This window comes from Pseudomonas sp. JC1203, from assembly GCF_056175065.1.
In genome coordinates this window covers 109,688-127,719 of the sequence record NZ_JBWCAM010000001.1, presented here as the reverse complement: position 1 = coordinate 127,719, position 18,032 = coordinate 109,688, and the positions used below count along the sequence as shown (strand labels likewise).

At 61.8% G+C, this 18,032-nt stretch carries 14 protein-coding genes; 8 read left to right on the top strand and 6 right to left on the bottom strand.

Annotation, left to right across the window (positions count from 1 at the left end; genetic code table 11):
• Window positions 1-158 precede the first annotated feature (158 nt).
• The 4 genes from dnaA to gyrB are packed head-to-tail and all read left to right on the top strand — an operon-like array spanning window position 159 to window position 6,360.
• The gene (gene dnaA, locus AC0SZ7_RS00615) at window positions 159-1,673 is read left to right on the top strand and encodes a chromosomal replication initiator protein DnaA (RefSeq protein WP_475502520.1); all 1,515 of its coding nucleotides are present in this window, start codon (window positions 159-161) and stop codon (window positions 1,671-1,673) included.
• 39 nt (window positions 1,674-1,712) lie between these two features.
• Window positions 1,713-2,816, top strand: a complete 1,104-nt coding sequence (gene dnaN, locus AC0SZ7_RS00610; RefSeq protein WP_416421660.1) for a DNA polymerase III subunit beta — start codon at window positions 1,713-1,715, stop codon at window positions 2,814-2,816.
• An 18-nt stretch (window positions 2,817-2,834) separates the two neighbouring features.
• Window positions 2,835-3,938 (top strand): DNA replication/repair protein RecF, encoded by a 1,104-nt coding sequence (gene recF / locus AC0SZ7_RS00605; protein WP_475502519.1) that lies wholly within the window; start codon window positions 2,835-2,837, stop codon window positions 3,936-3,938.
• A 4-nt stretch (window positions 3,939-3,942) separates the two neighbouring features.
• Window positions 3,943-6,360 carry a DNA topoisomerase (ATP-hydrolyzing) subunit B gene (gene gyrB, locus AC0SZ7_RS00600; protein ID WP_475502518.1) on the top strand — a complete coding sequence of 806 codons (2,418 nt, stop codon included), beginning with the start codon at window positions 3,943-3,945 and terminating at the stop codon, window positions 6,358-6,360.
• 87 nt (window positions 6,361-6,447) lie between these two features.
• Here gyrB and AC0SZ7_RS00595 read toward each other — a convergent pair whose 3' ends face one another.
• Window positions 6,448-7,368, bottom strand: a complete 921-nt coding sequence (locus AC0SZ7_RS00595) for a LysR substrate-binding domain-containing protein (protein WP_475502517.1) — start codon at window positions 7,366-7,368, stop codon at window positions 6,448-6,450.
• Window positions 7,369-7,531: 163 nt separating this feature from the next.
• Here AC0SZ7_RS00595 and AC0SZ7_RS00590 point away from each other — a divergent pair, with 163 nt between their 5' ends.
• Window positions 7,532-8,422, top strand: coding sequence for a TauD/TfdA family dioxygenase (locus AC0SZ7_RS00590; protein ID WP_475502516.1), 891 nt, complete (start codon window positions 7,532-7,534; stop codon window positions 8,420-8,422).
• A 2-nt stretch (window positions 8,423-8,424) separates the two neighbouring features.
• The gene (locus tag AC0SZ7_RS00585) at window positions 8,425-9,024 is read left to right on the top strand and encodes a LysE family translocator (RefSeq protein WP_475502515.1); all 600 of its coding nucleotides are present in this window, start codon (window positions 8,425-8,427) and stop codon (window positions 9,022-9,024) included.
• 6 nt (window positions 9,025-9,030) lie between these two features.
• On the opposite strand, the gene AC0SZ7_RS00580 is transcribed toward AC0SZ7_RS00585, so the two are convergent.
• Entirely contained in the window at window positions 9,031-9,921 is an 891-nt protein-coding gene (locus AC0SZ7_RS00580) for a LysR family transcriptional regulator (RefSeq protein WP_475502514.1), read from the bottom strand.
• 116 nt (window positions 9,922-10,037) lie between these two features.
• Here AC0SZ7_RS00580 and AC0SZ7_RS00575 point away from each other — a divergent pair, with 116 nt between their 5' ends.
• Window positions 10,038-11,687 carry a GMC family oxidoreductase gene (locus AC0SZ7_RS00575; RefSeq protein WP_475502513.1) on the top strand — a complete coding sequence of 550 codons (1,650 nt, stop codon included), beginning with the start codon at window positions 10,038-10,040 and terminating at the stop codon, window positions 11,685-11,687.
• A gap of 96 nt (window positions 11,688-11,783) precedes the next feature.
• Complete coding sequence (locus AC0SZ7_RS00570; RefSeq protein ID WP_475502512.1) at window positions 11,784-13,406, top strand: MFS transporter; 1,623 nt, start codon at window positions 11,784-11,786, stop codon at window positions 13,404-13,406.
• Window positions 13,407-13,581: 175 nt separating this feature from the next.
• Here AC0SZ7_RS00570 and AC0SZ7_RS00565 read toward each other — a convergent pair whose 3' ends face one another.
• The 4 genes from AC0SZ7_RS00565 to glyQ all read right to left on the bottom strand — a co-directional run bounded on the left by AC0SZ7_RS00565 (window position 13,582) and on the right by glyQ (window position 18,005).
• The gene (locus AC0SZ7_RS00565; RefSeq protein WP_475502511.1) at window positions 13,582-14,355 is read right to left on the bottom strand and encodes a lysophospholipid acyltransferase family protein; all 774 of its coding nucleotides are present in this window, start codon (window positions 14,353-14,355) and stop codon (window positions 13,582-13,584) included.
• Between the two features lie 114 nt (window positions 14,356-14,469).
• On the bottom strand, window positions 14,470-15,003 hold the full coding sequence (gene gmhB / locus AC0SZ7_RS00560; protein ID WP_475502510.1) for a D-glycero-beta-D-manno-heptose 1,7-bisphosphate 7-phosphatase: 534 nt from the start codon (window positions 15,001-15,003) through the stop codon (window positions 14,470-14,472).
• Window positions 15,004-15,006: 3 nt separating this feature from the next.
• Window positions 15,007-17,061, bottom strand: a complete 2,055-nt coding sequence (gene glyS / locus AC0SZ7_RS00555) for a glycine--tRNA ligase subunit beta (protein ID WP_475502509.1) — start codon at window positions 17,059-17,061, stop codon at window positions 15,007-15,009.
• Window positions 17,058-18,005 carry a glycine--tRNA ligase subunit alpha gene (gene glyQ / locus AC0SZ7_RS00550; protein ID WP_008367129.1) on the bottom strand — a complete coding sequence of 316 codons (948 nt, stop codon included), beginning with the start codon at window positions 18,003-18,005 and terminating at the stop codon, window positions 17,058-17,060. Before glyQ ends, glyS begins: the two co-directional genes overlap by 4 nt.
• Window positions 18,006-18,032 lie beyond the last annotated feature (27 nt).

Sequence of the window (18,032 nt, the reverse complement as noted above, 5' to 3'; positions counted from 1 at the left end):
TCCACAGAGTTTATTCACAGCCCTCGAAAACATTTTTTATCCAGCAACGCGCTGATTTGCCTCTATGTACACCCCAGCTACATGTGGATAAGTGTGCTCGGCGTCGGTACAATGGGGATCGTTTTTTGCCTTCCCGGCTTTCAACTCAGGGGATATCCGTGTCAGTGGAACTTTGGCAGCAGTGCGTGGAGCTTCTGCGCGATGAACTGCCTGCCCAGCAATTCAACACCTGGATCCGTCCGCTACAGGTCGAAGCCGAAGGCGACGAGTTGCGTGTGTATGCGCCCAATCGCTTTGTGCTGGACTGGGTCAATGAAAAGTACCTGGGACGCCTGCTTGAACTCCTGGGCGAGCACGGCAGCGGAATCGCGCCGGCGCTCTCCTTATTAATAGGCAGCCGTCGCAGCTCGGCGCCGCGTGCTGCGCCCAACGCGCCGCTGGCCGCTGCCGTGGCGGCATCGCAGGCGGCTTCTCAGCAACCGGCCCCCGCCGCTGCCCCAGCCCCGGAACCTGCGGCTACGCCTGCAGCGGTGGCCGCGGTCAGTGAAGAGCCGTCGCGCGACAGCTTCGACTCCATGGCTGGCGCCGCTTCGCAGCAGGCACCGGTACGCGCGGAACAGCGCAATGTGCAGGTAGAAGGTGCGCTCAAGCACACCAGCTACCTGAACCGCACGTTCACGTTCGAGAATTTCGTCGAGGGTAAATCCAACCAGCTGGCCCGCGCGGCCGCCTGGCAGGTTGCCGACAACCCCAAGCATGGCTACAACCCGCTCTTCCTTTATGGTGGCGTGGGCTTGGGTAAGACGCACTTGATGCACGCCGTGGGTAACCACCTGCTCAAGAAGAACCCCAACGCCAAGGTTGTGTACCTGCACTCCGAGCGTTTCGTCGCCGATATGGTCAAGGCCTTGCAGCTGAACGCGATCAACGAGTTCAAGCGCTTCTACCGTTCGGTGGACGCGCTGCTCATCGATGACATTCAGTTCTTCGCCCGCAAGGAGCGTTCCCAGGAAGAGTTCTTCCATACCTTCAACGCCCTGCTCGAGGGCGGCCAGCAGGTGATTCTCACCAGCGACCGCTACCCGAAGGAAATCGAAGGCCTGGAAGAACGCCTCAAGTCCCGCTTCGGCTGGGGCCTGACGGTGGCCGTCGAGCCGCCGGAACTGGAAACCCGCGTCGCCATTCTGATGAAGAAGGCAGACCAGGCCAAAGTCGAGCTGCCGCACGACGCGGCGTTCTTCATCGCCCAGCGTATCCGTTCCAACGTGCGTGAGCTGGAAGGTGCGCTCAAGCGTGTCATCGCTCACTCGCACTTCATGGGGCGTGACATCACCATCGAGCTGATTCGCGAATCGCTCAAGGACTTGCTGGCGCTGCAGGACAAACTGGTGAGTGTGGATAACATCCAGCGCACGGTGGCCGAGTACTACAAGATCAAGATTTCCGATCTGCTGTCCAAGCGTCGCTCGCGTTCGGTGGCGCGCCCACGTCAGGTAGCCATGGCCCTGTCCAAGGAACTGACCAACCACAGCCTGCCGGAAATTGGCGATGTGTTTGGCGGCCGCGATCACACCACGGTGTTGCACGCTTGCCGCAAGATCAACGAACTCAAGGAATCCGACGCGGATATCCGCGAGGACTACAAGAACCTGCTGCGGACACTGACTACTTGATGAACGTCAGCGCAGCTTATTAAGGCAAGGGACTAGACCATGCATTTCACCATTCAACGCGAAGCCCTGTTGAAACCCCTGCAACTGGTCGCGGGCGTCGTCGAGCGCCGCCAGACCTTGCCGGTATTGTCCAACGTATTGCTGGTGGTCGAAGGCCAGCAGCTGTCGCTTACCGGTACCGACCTTGAGGTCGAGCTGGTTGGCCGCGTGCAACTCGAAGAGCCTGCCGAGCAGGGCGAGATCACCGTGCCTGCGCGCAAGCTGATGGATATCTGCAAGAGCTTGCCCAACGACGCGCTCATCGACATCAAGGTCGACGAGCAGAAGCTGGTGGTCAAGGCCGGTCGCAGCCGTTTCACCCTGTCGACCCTGCCTGCCAACGACTTCCCGACGGTTGAAGAAGGCCCTGGTTCGCTGACCTGCAGCCTGGAGCAAAGCCGCCTGCGCCGCCTGATCGAGCGTACCAGCTTCGCCATGGCCCAGCAGGACGTGCGTTACTACCTCAACGGCATGCTGCTGGAAGTGTCCAACGGCCTGATGCGCGCCGTCGCCACCGACGGTCACCGCCTGGCCATGTGCTCGATGAAAGCCGACATCGCCCATGACGGCCGCCACCAGGTGATCGTGCCACGCAAGGGTATCCTTGAACTGGCGCGCCTGCTGACCGAGCCGGACGGCACCGTGAGCATCGTCCTGGGCCAGCACCACATTCGTGCTACCACGGGCGAGTTCACCTTCACCTCCAAGCTGGTCGACGGCAAGTTCCCCGACTACGAGCGCGTGCTGCCCAAAGGCGGTGACAAGCTCGTGCTGGGCGACCGCCAGGCACTGCGTGAGGCCTTCAGCCGTACCGCCATCCTGTCCAACGAAAAGTACCGCGGCATCCGTCTGCAACTGGCCGCCGGCCAGCTGAAGATTCAGGCCAACAACCCTGAGCAGGAAGAAGCGGAAGAAGAAGTGGGCGTGGACTACAACGGCGGCTCGCTGGAAATCGGCTTCAACGTCAGCTACCTGCTGGACGTGCTGGGCGTGATGACCACTGAACAAGTGCGTTTGATCCTGTCCGACTCGAACAGCAGCGCCCTGGTGCAAGAATCCGACAACGACGATTCCGCGTACGTTGTCATGCCGATGCGCCTGTAACTTGCCCAGCAGACTCTAATGTCCCTCAGTCGTGTCTCAGTCACCGCGGTGCGCAACCTGCACCCGGTGACCTTTTCCCCCTCCCCCCGCATCAACATCCTGTATGGCACCAACGGCAGCGGCAAGACCAGCGTGCTGGAGGCTATCCACTTGCTGGGGTTGGCGCGTTCCTTCCGCAGCACGCGCCTGTTGCCGGTTATCCAGTATGAGCAAGGTGCTTGTACGGTATTCGGCCAGGTAGAGCTCAACGAGGGCGGCCACGCCGCGCTGGGTGTGTCGCGGGAGCGGCAGGGCGAATTCACCATTCGCATTGACGGGCAAAACGCCCGCAGCGCTGCGCAGCTGGCAGAGATATTGCCGCTGCAGTTGATCAACCCGGACAGTTTTCGCCTGCTGGAAGGGGCACCAAAAATACGCCGCCAGTTCCTGGACTGGGGCGTGTTCCACGTGGAACCGCGCTTCATGGCCACCTGGCAGAGGCTGCAGAAGGCCCTGAAGCAAAGAAACTCATGGCTGCGGCATGGTACACTTGACGCTGCTTCGCAAGCTGCATGGGACCGGGAGTTATGCCTGGCCAGTGCTGAAATTGATGAATACCGTCGGGCCTATATCAAGGCATTGAAACCGGTGTTTGAGCAGACCCTCAGTGAGCTCGTCGAGCTGGAAGGTTTGACCCTCAGTTACTACCGCGGCTGGGACAAGGAGCGAGACCTCTCCGAGGTGCTCGGCACTTCCCTGCTTCGTGACCAACAGATGGGCCATACCCAGGCCGGGCCGCAACGCGCTGATTTGCGCTTGCGACTGGGCGCCCACAACGCTGCGGATATCCTTTCCCGTGGCCAGCAGAAGCTGGTGGTGTGCGCATTGCGTATTGCCCAGGGGCATCTCGTCAGCCAGGCACGCCGCGGTCAATGTATTTATCTCGTGGACGACTTGCCGTCAGAACTCGACGAGCAACACCGCCGCGCACTTTGTCGCTTGCTTGAAGAATTACGCTGCCAGGTGTTCATCACCTGTGTAGACCACGAATTATTGAGGGAAGGCTGGCAGACGGAAACGCCAGTCGCTTTGTTCCACGTGGAACAGGGCCGTATCACCCAGACCCACGACCATCGGGAGTGAAGGCATGAGCGAAAATCAAACGTACGATTCCTCCAGCATTAAAGTGCTGAAAGGGCTGGATGCCGTACGCAAACGTCCCGGTATGTACATTGGCGACACCGATGATGGTAGCGGTCTGCACCACATGGTGTTCGAGGTCGTCGACAACTCGATCGACGAAGCCTTGGCCGGTCACTGCGACGACATCACCGTCATTATCCATCCTGACGAATCCATCACCGTCCGTGACAACGGTCGCGGCATTCCGGTTGATGTGCACAAAGAAGAAGGCGTTTCCGCAGCCGAGGTCATCATGACCGTGCTGCACGCCGGCGGTAAGTTCGACGACAACTCGTACAAGGTATCCGGCGGTCTGCACGGTGTAGGTGTGTCCGTGGTGAACGCCCTTTCCGAAACCCTGATTCTGACCGTTCGCCGCAGCGGCAAGATCTGGGAACAGACCTACGTACACGGTGTGCCACAGGCGCCGATGAAAATCGTCGGTGAAAGCGAAACCACCGGTACCCAGATCCACTTCAAGCCTTCGGCTGATACCTTCAAGAATATCCACTTCAGCTGGGACATCCTGGCCAAGCGAATTCGCGAACTGTCGTTCCTGAACTCCGGCGTGGGTATCTACCTGAAGGATGAACGTTCGGGCAAGGACGAGACCTTCAAATACGAAGGCGGTCTGCGTGCGTTCGTTGAATACCTGAACACCAACAAGACGCCGGTCAACGAAGTGTTCCACTTCAACGTCCAGCGTGATGATGGCGTGGGCGTGGAAATTGCCCTGCAGTGGAACGACAGCTTCAACGAAAACCTGTTGTGCTTCACCAACAACATTCCCCAGCGTGATGGCGGTACTCACCTTGTGGGCTTCCGCTCGGCCCTGACCCGTAACCTGAACAACTACATTGAACAGGAAGGCCTGGCCAAGAAGCACAAGGTTGCCACCACTGGCGACGACGCCCGTGAAGGCCTGACCGCGATCATCTCGGTGAAAGTGCCTGATCCGAAGTTCAGCTCGCAGACCAAGGACAAGCTGGTCTCGTCCGAAGTGAAGACTGCGGTCGAACAGGAAATGGGCAAGTACTTCTCCGACTTCCTGCTGGAAAACCCCAACGAGGCCAAGGCCGTCGTCGGCAAGATGATCGACGCTGCCCGTGCCCGTGAAGCTGCGCGCAAGGCCCGTGAGATGACCCGCCGCAAAGGCGCGCTGGACATCGCCGGCCTGCCGGGCAAACTGGCTGACTGCCAGGAGAAGGACCCTGCCCTCTCCGAACTGTACCTGGTGGAAGGTGACTCCGCGGGTGGTTCGGCCAAGCAAGGCCGCAACCGTCGCACCCAGGCCATCCTGCCGTTGAAGGGCAAGATCCTCAACGTCGAGAAAGCACGCTTCGACAAAATGATCTCGTCCCAGGAAGTGGGCACGCTGATCACCGCGTTGGGCTGCGGCATTGGCCGCGAAGAGTACAACATCGACAAGCTGCGGTATCACAACATCATCATCATGACCGATGCTGACGTCGACGGTTCGCACATCCGTACCCTGCTGCTGACCTTCTTCTTCCGTCAGTTGCCGGAGCTGATCGAGCGCGGCTACATCTACATCGCCCAGCCGCCGCTGTACAAGGTCAAGAAGGGCAAGCAGGAGCAGTACATCAAGGACGACGAGGCCATGGAGGAATACATGACCCAGTCGGCCCTGGAAGACGCCAGCCTGCACCTGAACGACTCGGCCCCGGGCATTTCCGGCGAGGCGCTGGAGCGCCTGGTGAACGACTTCCGCATGGTCATGAAGACCCTCAAGCGCCTGTCGCGCCTGTACCCGCAAGAGCTCACCGAGCACTTCGTGTACCTGCCGGCCGTGTCGCTGGAGCAGCTGTCCGACCACGAAGGCATGCAAGCCTGGCTGGCCAAGTTCGACGCGCGCCTGCGCAACACCGAGAAGTCGGGCCTGGTCTACAAGGCCAGCCTGCGCGAAGACCGTGAACGCAACGTGTGGCTGCCGGAAGTGGAAATCACCTCCCACGGCCTGGCGAGCTACATCACCTTCAACCGCGACTTCTTCGGCAGCAACGACTACCGCACCGTCACCGCACTGGGCGCGCAACTGGCGACCCTGCTGGACGACGGTGCCTACGTGCAGCGTGGCGAACGCAAGAAGCCGGTGGTGGAGTTCAAGGAGGCCCTGGAGTGGCTGATGACCGAGAGCACCAAGCGCCACACCATCCAGCGCTACAAAGGACTGGGTGAGATGAACCCGGACCAGCTGTGGGAAACCACCATGGACCCGACCGTGCGCCGCATGCTCAAAGTCACCATCGAAGACGCGATCGCTGCCGATCAGATCTTCAACACCCTCATGGGCGATGCGGTCGAACCGCGTCGCGAGTTCATCGAGAACAACGCCCTGGCGGTCTCGAACCTGGACTTCTGATATTGCAGCAATAAAAAACCCGGCCTTTGCGCCGGGTTTTTTTATGCCTTGTAGCCGCAGCCTGCGGCAGCGGCTACAAGGGGTGTGTCAGTCGAGCATCAGCACGTTGGCGGTGTTCAAGGCCGGCACATTCGCCAACAAATAATCCCGCACCCGCTCCAGCAGGTAATGCTCCGGGTTGCGCTGCGACCAGATCAGGTAATAGCTGTCCCCTGTCTTCACCGCCGTGGAGATAGGCAGCACCAGCGAGCCATCCTTCAACTGCGGGCCCACCAGCGCCAGGTCTCCGATAGACACACCATGCCCGCCGGCTGCAGCCGTCATGCCCAGCTCCAGGGTGTCGAAGCGCTTGCCTTCGTTCCAGTCCACGGCATCGCCCTGCCCTTGCCGTTCCAGCCAGCGGCGCCAGTCACGGCAGTCGCGCGAGGGGTGGATAAGTTCGGCCATGCCCAGGTGCTCGATGCTCCAGGGCCCTTTGCGGTACACCGAAGGGGCGCACACCGGCACCAGCCATTCATCAAACAGCTTGATGAAATTCCAGTCTTTGGGGAAATCGCCGTTGCTCAGCAGCACCGCGCAGTCGAACGGCTCGTTGCGAAAGTCCACGGTGTCCAGGTCCATCCAGGCGCTAGTGAGCTGCACCCGGTCGGCGACGTTGTCCGCCTGGAAGCTTTCCAGGGTGCTCATCAGCCAACGCATGGTGATGGTCGAGGGTGCTTTAACCCGCAATGTGCCCTTGGGTCGCCGGGCGGTTGCACAGGCGTTCTCGATGGCGTTGAAGCTGCGCTCCAGTTCATGCGCCAGCAACCGGCCACTGTCAGTCAGCGCCAGCTTGGGGCCCTTGCGTTCGAACAGCGGGCTGCCGAGGTGGTCCTCAAGGGTTTTGACGTGGCGGCTCACTGCACTCTGGGTAATGCACAGGTTTTGCGCCGCAACGGTGAACGATCCATAGCGCGCCGCGACTTCAAAGGCTCGCAGGGCATATAGCGGGGGTAGCCGCGAAGTCATGACACTTTCCTTAACCATGATTTTTGCTCATGCAACCCGGCCACTTTATCCGTTTTTCAAGGCCATGGGCGCACCCCTACTCTGATCGGCTCCAAGGGATACCCCACCCACTTCAGGAGAAAGGCGGTGACCTGGACTGCCAATGGATCAAGAGAACGAAGTCATGCCAAATACCAACATTGATGAGCTTCTGGCTGCGAGCATAACCAGTGGGGGATTGAATCAGGAACAGATCGCACAAATCCTGAACTTCAGAATTTTCGGCAACCAATCCGGTTACCTGCACCTGCAAGACCTGCCCATCGGCCACATTCCGGCCACCCCTACCAGCCGCGACGCACTCGCCAAGCCCGACGATGCCAGCGAACAGTGCCTGCTGCAAGCGACATCACTGCTGGGCCAGGCGATTGGTTATCCACAGGAGTCCAACGGCGCCATCATCAACAATTTCTTCCCGCACCAGGCGCACTCCAAGGCGGCCAGTTCCGATAGCTACGACACCGAACTGGACCTGCACACCGAGAACGCATTCCACCCGGTGCAGCCCGATTACCTGTTGCTGCTATGCCTGCGCCAGGACCCGTTGGGCGAAGCGATCACCTACGTCACCTCGATCGACAACATGCTCGCGCACCTGGCGCGCGAAGAGATCGCCTTCTTCCTGGACGAGAAATACAACTTCCTCTCCGACTACAGCGCCACCGAGAAGAACTGCCGAATCGACATCGGCAAGCACCAGAGCATTTTCTACGGCGACCCGGACGCGCCGTTCTTTCGCTTCGACCCGCAGTTCATGGTCGCGCGCAGCGATGAGGCGCAAGCCCAGCTGCAGCATTTGCACAACATCGCCTGGGAAGTGAAACAGCCGGTGAAGCTGGCGACCGGCGATCTGCTGATCATTGATAACCGCAAGACCGCCCACGCACGCAGCCCCTTCACCGCCCTGCTCGACGGTAGCGACCGCTGGATACAGCGCACCTTCGCCATCACCGGGCAACACCTTTACACCGAGATGCTGGGCAAGAACCAGCGTGTCTTCGACCTGGTAATCTGACTATGAGCGCCACCTACCTCTCCTTCGCCCTGGCCGTGTTGCTGTTGATTGCCTCGCCGGGCCCCATTGTTGCCATGGTCATCGCCGACGCGCGACGCGCCTGGCCGGCCTGGACCATCGCCGGTGGCGTGGTGTCGGCACAGGTGCTGCTGGTGTGCGCGTTGGTGGCGATCTACACCACGCTGCACATCAATGCCGCAGTGCTCAACTGGGGGCAGATTCTGGGCGGGGTGTACCTGGCGTGGCTGGGTGGCAACGCGCTGGTCAGCAGTTCCTCGGAGTCGGTGCAATGTGCCGGCAAGGGCTATGGCTTCTGGAAGACCATGGGGGTTGGCCTGTCCAACCCCAAGGACATCCTGTTCTTCCTGGCCTTCCTGCCGGGCTTCATCTCCCCGCAAGAGCCCTTCACTGTTCAGGCGGCGGCGCTGATCCTTATCTGGGCGGCCATCGACATTTCCATCCTGATTGCCTACAGCCTGCTGTCGCGGCGCCTGGACCGCTACCGCCGGGTACGTCGCCTGCTCGACTGCGCGCCGGGTATCGTGTTGCTGGCGCTGGGCCTGCTGTCGTTCTCCCTGGGGGTGTACCGCGTATTCCAGTAAGCGCGCTCACACGCGGTCGAGCAGCTGCGCCTGCTCTGCCGCGCACAGCTGCAGCAGGTAGTCCCACACCACCCGCAGCCGTACCGACTTGTGCAGTTCGCGGCGGGTGCTCATCCAGTAGCTGCGCTGGATGGTCTCGCCCGGCACCACGCGCACCAGCGCCGGGTCGTCTTGCGCCATGTACATCGGCAGCACCGCGATGCCCAGCCCTGCCCTGGCCGCCTGCTGCTGGGCGATTACGCTGGTGCTGCGAAACACCACGTTCGGCGCCCGGCAGAAGCTGTTGAGAAACAGCAGCTCCTGGCTGAACAGCAGGTCATCCACGTAACCGATCCAGTCATGGGCTGCGAGGTCTTCGCGGTTGGCAAGCGCGGGTGCCCGTTGCAGGTAGGCGGGGCTGGCGTACAGCGCCAGGCGGTAATCGGTGAGCTTGCGGGTTATCAACAGGTCGGCCGAGGGCCGGTCCAGGTGGATGCTGATTTCCGCCTCGCGGTTGAGGATGCTGACGAAACGCGGCACCGCCACCAGTTCAACCTCAAGCCCTGGGTAGCGCTCGAACAGGCCCCCCAGGCGTGGCGTGAGGAACATGATGCCGATGCCTTCGGTCACGCCCAGGCGGATTTTGCCCAGTGGCATCATCGGCTGGGTCATCTCTTCCTGCGCCAGCAACGCCACGTTTTCCATGGCCTCGGCATGTTTGAGCAACGCCTGCCCCGCCGGGGTCAGCTCATAGCCTTGGGCGTGCTGCACGAACAAGGCGTTGCCCAGGCTGTGCTCAATGCTTTCGATGTGCCGAGCCACCGTGCTGTGGGTGGTATTCAGGCGTTTGGCGGCGGTCAGCAAACGGCCGCTACGGTGCAGTTCGAGAAAAAAGCGCAGGTCGTTCCAGTCGAACATGGGCATTTATCCGTTGTTCAAAAACGCACAGCCGGTGGGTGAAATTTCGCGTTTTCATCTCGAAGCTAATCAATACCATGGGGGAAGACAAGAATAAAAATCGGTGCGAGGTTCCCATGCCATCAGCTCCAAGCGCATACGACTACGTCATAGTCGGCGCCGGCCCCGCAGGTTGCCTGCTGGCCAATCGGCTTTCCGCCGACCCCAAGGTTTCGGTGCTGCTGCTGGAAGCGGGCGGCCGCGACAACTACCCCTGGATTCACATACCCGTCGGCTACCTGTTCTGCATCGGCAACCCACGCACCGACTGGTGCTTCAAGACCCAGGCGCAGCCCGGCCTCAATGGCCGTGCGCTGAGTTACCCACGGGGCAAGGTGCTGGGCGGCTGTTCGTCCATCAACGGCATGATCTACATGCGCGGCCAGGCCAGCGACTACGATGGCTGGGCAGCACAGGGCAACGCCGGCTGGGGCTGGCAGGACGTGCTGCCGCTGTTCCGCCAGAGCGAACAGCATTACGCCGGCGACTCTCCTGCCCACGGCGGCAAGGGCGAGTGGCGGGTTGAATTGCAACGTTACCGCTGGCCCATTCTCGATGCCTTCCGCAGTGCCGCCGTCCAGTGTGGGGTGGACAGCGTGGACGACTTCAATACCGGGGATAACCAGGGGTGTGGATATTTCCAGGTGAACCAGCGCTCGGGTATTCGCTGGAATTCTGCCAAGGCGTTCCTGCGCCCGGTGCTCAAGCGCGCCAACCTGACGGTGCTGACGGGGGTGCAGGTGGACCGCCTGGTTGTGGATAACCACCGGGCCACGGCGGTCCATGCCCACCACGATGGCAATGCACAGTTATACACAGCCCGCCGGGAGATTCTGCTCAGCGCCGGCGCGATTGGCTCGCCTGGCATTCTGCAGCGGTCTGGCATCGGCCCGCGGCCTTTGCTCGAAGGCCTGGGGATAACCGTGCAGCACGAACTGCCGGGGGTTGGCGGCAACCTGCAGGACCATTTGCAGCTGCGCCTGATCTACAAGGTCAACAACACCCGCACCCTCAACCAGGTCGCCAACAGCCTGTGGGGCAAGTTCGGCATGGGCGTTCGCTACCTGTACGACCGCAGCGGCCCGCTGGCCATGGCTCCCAGCCAGTTGGGCGCGTTCATCAAGTCCGACCCGCAGCAACCCAGCGCCAACCTTGAATACCACGTGCAGCCACTGTCGCTGGACCGCTTCGGCGAGCCGCTGCACAGCTTCCCGGCGTTCACCGCGTCGGTGTGCAACCTGCGGCCCAGAAGCCGCGGGCGTGTGGATATCAGCTCGGCAAGCCCGGATGACGCGCCGGTCATCGACCCCAACTACCTCAGCCATCCCGATGACCTGCGCGTCGCCGCCCAGGCTATCCGCCTTACCCGGCGTATTGTCGACGCCCCTGCCCTGCGCATCTTCAGCCCGTCGGAATACCTGCCGGGGCCGCACCTGGAAACCGAGGCGCAGCTGCAGGAAGCGGCAAGTGCCATCGGTACGACTATATTTCACCCGGTGGGCACCTGCCGCATGGGCAATGGGCCGCAGGACGTGGTGGACGCCACCCTGCGCGTGCACGGCATCGACGGCCTGCGCGTGGTGGACGCCTCGATCATGCCCGAGATTGTCTCCGGCAATACCTGTACACCGACGTTGATGATCGCGGAAAAAGCCGCGCAGATGATCCTGCAAGGCACCCCGCGCGTGGAGGAGAAACCCAGGCAACAAGCCCAGCCGGTCAACTGACCTGCGGGGAACGGCGAGGGCCGCAGCAGTCCGCGGCCCTCGACAGTGGACAACAACAATAATCACTGTGCCCTCAGGGCTGGAAGGACAAGACACATGGCGGACTACATCCAGGATCACAGCGCGGGGGTTGCGCCTGTCGCGGCCCGGGAAGACCGGAAAATCATCTTCGCCTCGTCCCTCGGGACCGTTTTCGAGTGGTACGACTTTTTCCTCTACGGCGCCCTGGCGGCGGTCATCAGCAAACAGTTCTTCGCCGGGGTCAACGAGACCACGGCATTCATCTTCGCGTTGATGGCATTCGCTGCAGGCTTCCTGGTGCGTCCGTTCGGGGCGTTGGTGTTCGGCCGCCTGGGCGACATGATCGGGCGCAAGTACACCTTCCTGATGACCATCGTGCTGATGGGGCTGTCCACCTTCGCGGTGGGGTTGCTGCCCACCTACAGCAGCATCGGCATCGCCGCGCCGATCATCCTGGTATGCCTGCGCATGCTTCAGGGCCTGGCGCTGGGCGGTGAATACGGCGGCGCTGCCACCTACGTGGCCGAGCACGCACCTGCCGGCAAACGCGGCATGCACACCGGCTGGATTCAATCCACCGCCACCCTGGGCCTGCTGCTGTCGTTGCTGGTGGTGCTGGCGTGCCGCTACATGACCGGCGATGCGTTCGAAACCTGGGGCTGGCGCCTGCCCTTCCTGCTGTCGATCGTGCTGTTGGGCGTGTCCACCTGGATTCGCATGAGCCTGCATGAATCGCCGACCTTTTCGCGGATGAAAGCCGAGGGCAAGACCAGCAAATCGCCGATCAAGGAGTCGTTCGGTTCCTGGCAGAACCTCAAGATCGTGTTGATTGCCCTGTTCAGCATCAACGCCGGCCAGGCGGTGACCTTCTATTGCGCGCAGTTCTACGTGCTGTTCTTCATGACCCAGATGCTCAAAATGGACCCCACCCAGGCCAACAGCCTGCTGATCATCAGCGTGATCATCGGGGCGCCGTTCTTCGTCATCTGCGGCTGGCTGTCGGACCGCATTGGCCGCAAGCCCATCCTGATGACGGGCCTGCTGCTGGCCACCGTCCTCTACTTCCCGCTGTTCAAGGCGCTGAGCCACTACGCCAACCCGCAGATCGACCAGGCCAGCCGCCAGGCGCCGATAACCGTGATGGCCGATCCGTCTGGCTGCACCTTCCAGTTCGACCCGGTGGGCAAGGCGCGTTTCGACAGCCCCTGCGACAAGGTCAAGACCTTCCTGGTGAAGCAGGGCCTGCCCTACGCCTCGGCACCCGCTGACGCGGCCAACCCGGTGGTGGTCACCATTGGCGACAAGCGTATAGACGGCTACGACGAGGCTGCCCTGCGCGCGGCGGTGACGGCGGCGGGCTACCCGGCCAAGGCCGACCCAAGCCTGGTGAACCAGCCCATGGTGGTGCTGTTGATCGTGGCCATGATCCTCATCGCCACCATGACCTACGGGCCACTGGCGGCGGTGATGGTCGAACTGTTCCCCACGCGTATTCGCTACACCTCGCTGTCGCTGCCCTACCACATCGGCAACGGCTGGTTTGGCGGTTTCCTGCCCACGGTGTCGTTCGCACTGGTGGTGTACACCGGGGATATCTTCTACGGGCTGTGGTACCCGGTAGTGGTGACGGGGGTAAGCCTGGTGGTGGGTCTGTTCTGCCTCAAGGAGACTCGCGGCGTCGACCTGGACAAGGTGTAAACCTGGCTAATCACAGGCATAAAAAAACCGGCGATCAAGGCCGGTTTTTTTATGCTTCGAAAAACTTATGCACGTTTTACATCGCGTCATCGCGAGCAGAAATAAGCTTTTAAATTAGCTACTTACGACGTTTTTTTGGAAAAGATCCAAATACTGTACACAAGTTATCCACAGATCAGCCGACCGCCGGCGTGTCCTCGACTTGCGGATTTTCCGGCAGCGAACCCAGGGCTCGCTGAGTGGCTTCGTTCCACGCAGCCACGCGGTCGTTGAGCTCGGCGATGGCCCGTGGGCCGGTACCGTTGGCGTACATCGGCTCACCGATTACCACCTCGATGGTGCCGGCGCGCTTGCCCCAGCCTTCCTTCGGCCAGAACTTGCCGGCGTTGTGGGCGATAGGCAGCACCGGCAGCTCGGCGTTCACCGCCAACGCTGAGCCACTGCGCGAGAATTTGCCGATCTTGCCGAACGGCACGCGGGTGCCTTCCGGGAAAATCAGTACCCAGACATTGTCCTTCAGCAGTTCGTCGCCTTTCGCGGCCACCACTTTCAGGGCTGCCTTGGGGTTGTCGCGGTCAATGGCGATAGGCCGCAGCATGGCCATCGCCCAGCCGAAGAACGGCACGTACAGCAGTTCGCGCTTGAGCACCTGGCTCAAGGGCTGGAAATAGGCAGAGAGGAAAAAGGTTTCCCATGTGCTCTGGTGGTTGGAAACGATAACGCAGCGCTGGGCGGGTACATGCTCGGCACCGGTGACTTTCACCTGGATGTTGAGGATGGTACGGGTCAGGAACAACGCGCATCGGCACCAGTACACGTTAATGAAACGGTAACGGGCCGGAAACTTGAGAAAGGGAGCAACAAAGAAGCTCAGGGTGCACCACAAGAGCGAGCTGGTGCCCAACAGCAAGTAGAAGACGAAAATTCGGATCGCCTGCAGTGTCGACATAGCGGCTTGTACCGTTGCGGGCGAACCCGCCTGTTAGAAGCGCACCTTTCGAATCGACCCAAGCATGCCGCGCCGCCAGGGCGGCGCGGTAGTGTTCAGGGATTCAAAGGCGCCCTAGGTGTGGATAAGTGCTCTGGCTACAGCAGCCAGATCATCGAAAATCAGCGTCCCCTCGGGCAAGCCCTTGTCCAGGGTCCTGCAACCTTTTCCGGTTTTCACCAGAACAGGTTGAGAGTCGACGGCCAACGCAGCTTCCAGGTCACCCTTGCTGTCACCCACGAACCACACACCGGCCAGGTCAGCCTGGTAGTGCGCGGCGATGGTCTGCAGCATGCCCGGCCGCGGCTTGCGGCAGGCGCAACCCTCGTCCGGGCCATGGGGACAATAGACGATCAACCCGACTTCGCCACCCTGCTCTGCCACCAGCGTGCGCAGGCGCGCATGCATGGCATCGAGGGTGGCCAGGTCGTAGTAACCGCGGGCAATGCCCGACTGGTTGGTTGCCACGGCAACCGTCCAGCCGGCCTTGCTCAGCTGCGCGATGGCGTCGATGGACCCAGGAATGGGAATCCATTCCTGCACCGACTTGATGTAGGCGTCGGAGTCTTCATTGATGACTCCGTCGCGGTCCAGTATCACCAGCTTCAAGGCTTACCCCAGCAGCGAAATGTCGGCAACGCCCAGGAACAGCCCACGCAGGCGCGACAGCAAGGCGTAGCGGTTGGCGCGTACCTTGGGGTCTTCGGCGTTGACCATCACCGCTTCGAAGAACGCGTCCACCGGCTCGCGCAGGGCGGCCAGGCGGGTGAGTGCTTCGTTGTACTGGCGGGCAGCTGCCATCGGGTGCACGGCCTGGTCGGCCTGCTGGATGGCCGAGTACAGCGAGAACTCGTTGGCGTTGTCGAAGTACTTCGGCTCCACGGTAGTGGCAATCGAGCCTTCGGCCTTGCTCAGCAGGTTCGACACGCGCTTGTTCACCGCGGCCAGGGCAGCGGCTTCCGGCAGCTTGCGGAAAGCCTGGACGGCCTGCACGCGCTGGTCGAAGTCCAGTGCCGAACCTGGGTTCAGGGCACGTACCGACAGGTAGGTGGCGACATCGGTGCCTTCGTCTTCGTAACGCGCACGCAGGCGGTCGAAGATGAATTCCAGCACCTGGCCGGCCAGGCCGGCGGCCTTGACGTTGGCACCGAACGCAGACACGGCGAAGGCCACGGCCTTGTCCAGGTCCAGGTCCAGCTGCTTCTCGATCAGGATACGCAGCACGCCCAGTGCGGCACGGCGCAGGGCATACGGGTCTTTGCTGCCGGTTGGCAGCATGCCGATGCCGAAGATGCCGACCAGGGTGTCCAGCTTGTCGGCAATGGCCACGGCGGCACCGGTAAGGGTGCTCGGCAGCTCGGCGCCGGCGCCACGCGGCATGTACTGCTCGTTCAGGGCCAGGGCGACGTCGTCCGGCTCACCGTCGTTCAGGGCGTAGTAGTAACCGGCCACGCCTTGCATTTCGGGGAACTCACCGACCATCTCGGTGGCCAGGTCGCACTTGGACAGCAGGCCGGCACGGGCAGCGCGCTGGGCGTCGCCGCCGATCAGCGGGGCGATGAACGCAGCCAGCTTGGAAACCCGCACGGCCTTGTCGTAGACGCTGCCCAGTTGGGCCTGGAACACCACGTTCTTGAGGCGTTCGTTGAAGCTTTCCAACGGCTGCTTCTTGTCCTGCTTGAAGAAGAACTCGGCGTCGGTCAGGCGTGGGCGCACGACTTTCTCGTTGCCCAGCACGATCTGGCTCGGGTCCTTGCTCTCGACGTTCGCCACGGTGATGAAGCGCGGCAGCAGCTTGCCGTCCACGTCCAGCAGGCAGAAGTACTTCTGGTTGTCCTGCATGGTGGTGATCAAGGCTTCCTGGGGCACTTCCAGGAAACGCTCTTCGAACGAGCACACCAGCGGCACTGGCCATTCGACCAGGGCGGTTACTTCGTCCAGCAAGGCCGGTGGCACGATGGCGGTGCCTTCCTGCTGCATCGCCAGTTCCGCGGTGCGCTTGCTGATGATGTCGCGACGCTCACCGGCGTCGGCCAGCACGTAGGCCTTGCGCAGGTCTTCGGCGTAGTTGGCCGGGGCGCTGATGCGCACGTTTTCCGGGTGGTGGAAGCGGTGACCGCGCGATTCACGGCCGGCTTTCTGGGCCAGGATGGTGCAATCCACCACCTGGTCGCCCAGCAGCATCACCAGCCATTGGGTCGGACGCACGAACTCGACCTTGCGGGCACCCCAGCGCATGCGCTTGGGAATGGGCAGGTCGTTGAGCGAGTCTTCGACGATGGTTGGCAGCAGCGAGGCGGTCGGCTTGCCGACGATGCGCTGGCTGAAACGCAGCTTCGGGCCGCTCTGGTCGATTTCGGCCAGGTCTACGCCGCACTTCTTGGCGAAGCCCAGGGCTGCCTGGGTAGGGTTGCCTTCGGCGTCGAAGGCAGCCTGGCGTGGCGGGCCGTCAAGGTTGATGCTGCGATCGGGCTGCTGGGTGTCCAGGCCGCTGATCAGCACGGCCAGGCGGCGCGGCGCGGCGTAGACCTTCTTGGCGGTGAAGTTCAGGCCGGCGGCCTGCAGGCCTTTCTCGATACCGCCCAGGAAAGCGTCGCCCAGGGTGTTCAGGGCCTTGGGTGGCAGCTCTTCGGTGCCCAGTTCAACCAGGAAATCTTGAGCACTCATTGTGCAGCCTCCAGCTTAGCCAACACTTCATCACGCAGATCAGGGGACGCCATGGGGAAGCCCAGCTTGGCGCGGGCTTGCAGGTAGCTTTGCGCCACGGCGCGGGCCAGGGTGCGCACGCGCAGGATGTACTGCTGGCGGGCGGTGACCGAGATCGCGCGGCGGGCATCGAGCAGGTTGAAGGTGTGCGACGCTTTCAGGACCATTTCGTAGGTCGGCAGCGGCAGCTCCAGCTCGATCAGGCGGTTGGCTTCGCTTTCGTAGAAGTCGAACAGTTCGAACAGCTTCTCGACGTTGGCGTGTTCGAAGTTGTAGGTGGACTGCTCCACCTCGTTCTGGTGGAACACGTCGCCATAGGTGACCTTGCCGAACGGGCCGTCGGTCCACACCAGGTCATACACCGAGTCCACGCCCTGCAGGTACATGGCCAGGCGTTCCAGGCCGTAGGTGATTTCGCCGGTGACCGGGTAGCACTCGATGCCGCCTACCTGCTGGAAGTAGGTGAACTGGGTGACTTCCATGCCGTTCAGCCAGATTTCCCAGCCCAGGCCCCATGCGCCCAGGGTCGGCGATTCCCAGTTGTCTTCGACGAAGCGGATATCGTGGACCAGCGGGTCCAGGCCGATGTGCTTCAGCGAGCCCAGGTACAGCTCCTGGAAGTTCTCCGGGTTCGGCTTCAGAACCACCTGGAACTGGTAGTAGTGCTGCAGGCGGTTGGGGTTTTCACCGTAGCGGCCGTCACCAGGACGACGGCTTGGCTGCACGTAGGCAGCGTTCCAGGTTTCCGGGCCGACGGCGCGCAGGAACGTGGCGGTATGGAAAGTGCCGGCGCCTACTTCCATATCGTAGGGCTGAAGCACCACACAACCTTGCTCGGCCCAGTATTGCTGGAGCGCGAGGATCAAGTCTTGGAAGGTACGCACGGCTGGCGTAGGCTGGCTCACGAAATTCACCTGTTTCTAGGGCTGCGA

Coding starts and splice junctions, on each gene's coding strand:
- dnaN (WP_416421660.1), top strand. CDS start 1,713: ATGCATTTCACCATTCAACGCGAAGCCCTGTTGAAACCCCTGCAACTG.
- recF (WP_475502519.1), top strand. CDS start 2,835: ATGTCCCTCAGTCGTGTCTCAGTCACCGCGGTGCGCAACCTGCACCCG.
- gyrB (WP_475502518.1), top strand. CDS start 3,943: ATGAGCGAAAATCAAACGTACGATTCCTCCAGCATTAAAGTGCTGAAA.
- AC0SZ7_RS00595 (WP_475502517.1), bottom strand. CDS start 7,368: ATGACTTCGCGGCTACCCCCGCTATATGCCCTGCGAGCCTTTGAAGTC.
- AC0SZ7_RS00590 (WP_475502516.1), top strand. CDS start 7,532: ATGCCAAATACCAACATTGATGAGCTTCTGGCTGCGAGCATAACCAGT.
- AC0SZ7_RS00585 (WP_475502515.1), top strand. CDS start 8,425: ATGAGCGCCACCTACCTCTCCTTCGCCCTGGCCGTGTTGCTGTTGATT.
- AC0SZ7_RS00580 (WP_475502514.1), bottom strand. CDS start 9,921: ATGTTCGACTGGAACGACCTGCGCTTTTTTCTCGAACTGCACCGTAGC.
- AC0SZ7_RS00575 (WP_475502513.1), top strand. CDS start 10,038: ATGCCATCAGCTCCAAGCGCATACGACTACGTCATAGTCGGCGCCGGC.
- AC0SZ7_RS00570 (WP_475502512.1), top strand. CDS start 11,784: ATGGCGGACTACATCCAGGATCACAGCGCGGGGGTTGCGCCTGTCGCG.
- AC0SZ7_RS00565 (WP_475502511.1), bottom strand. CDS start 14,355: ATGTCGACACTGCAGGCGATCCGAATTTTCGTCTTCTACTTGCTGTTG.
- glyS (WP_475502509.1), bottom strand. CDS start 17,061: ATGAGTGCTCAAGATTTCCTGGTTGAACTGGGCACCGAAGAGCTGCCA.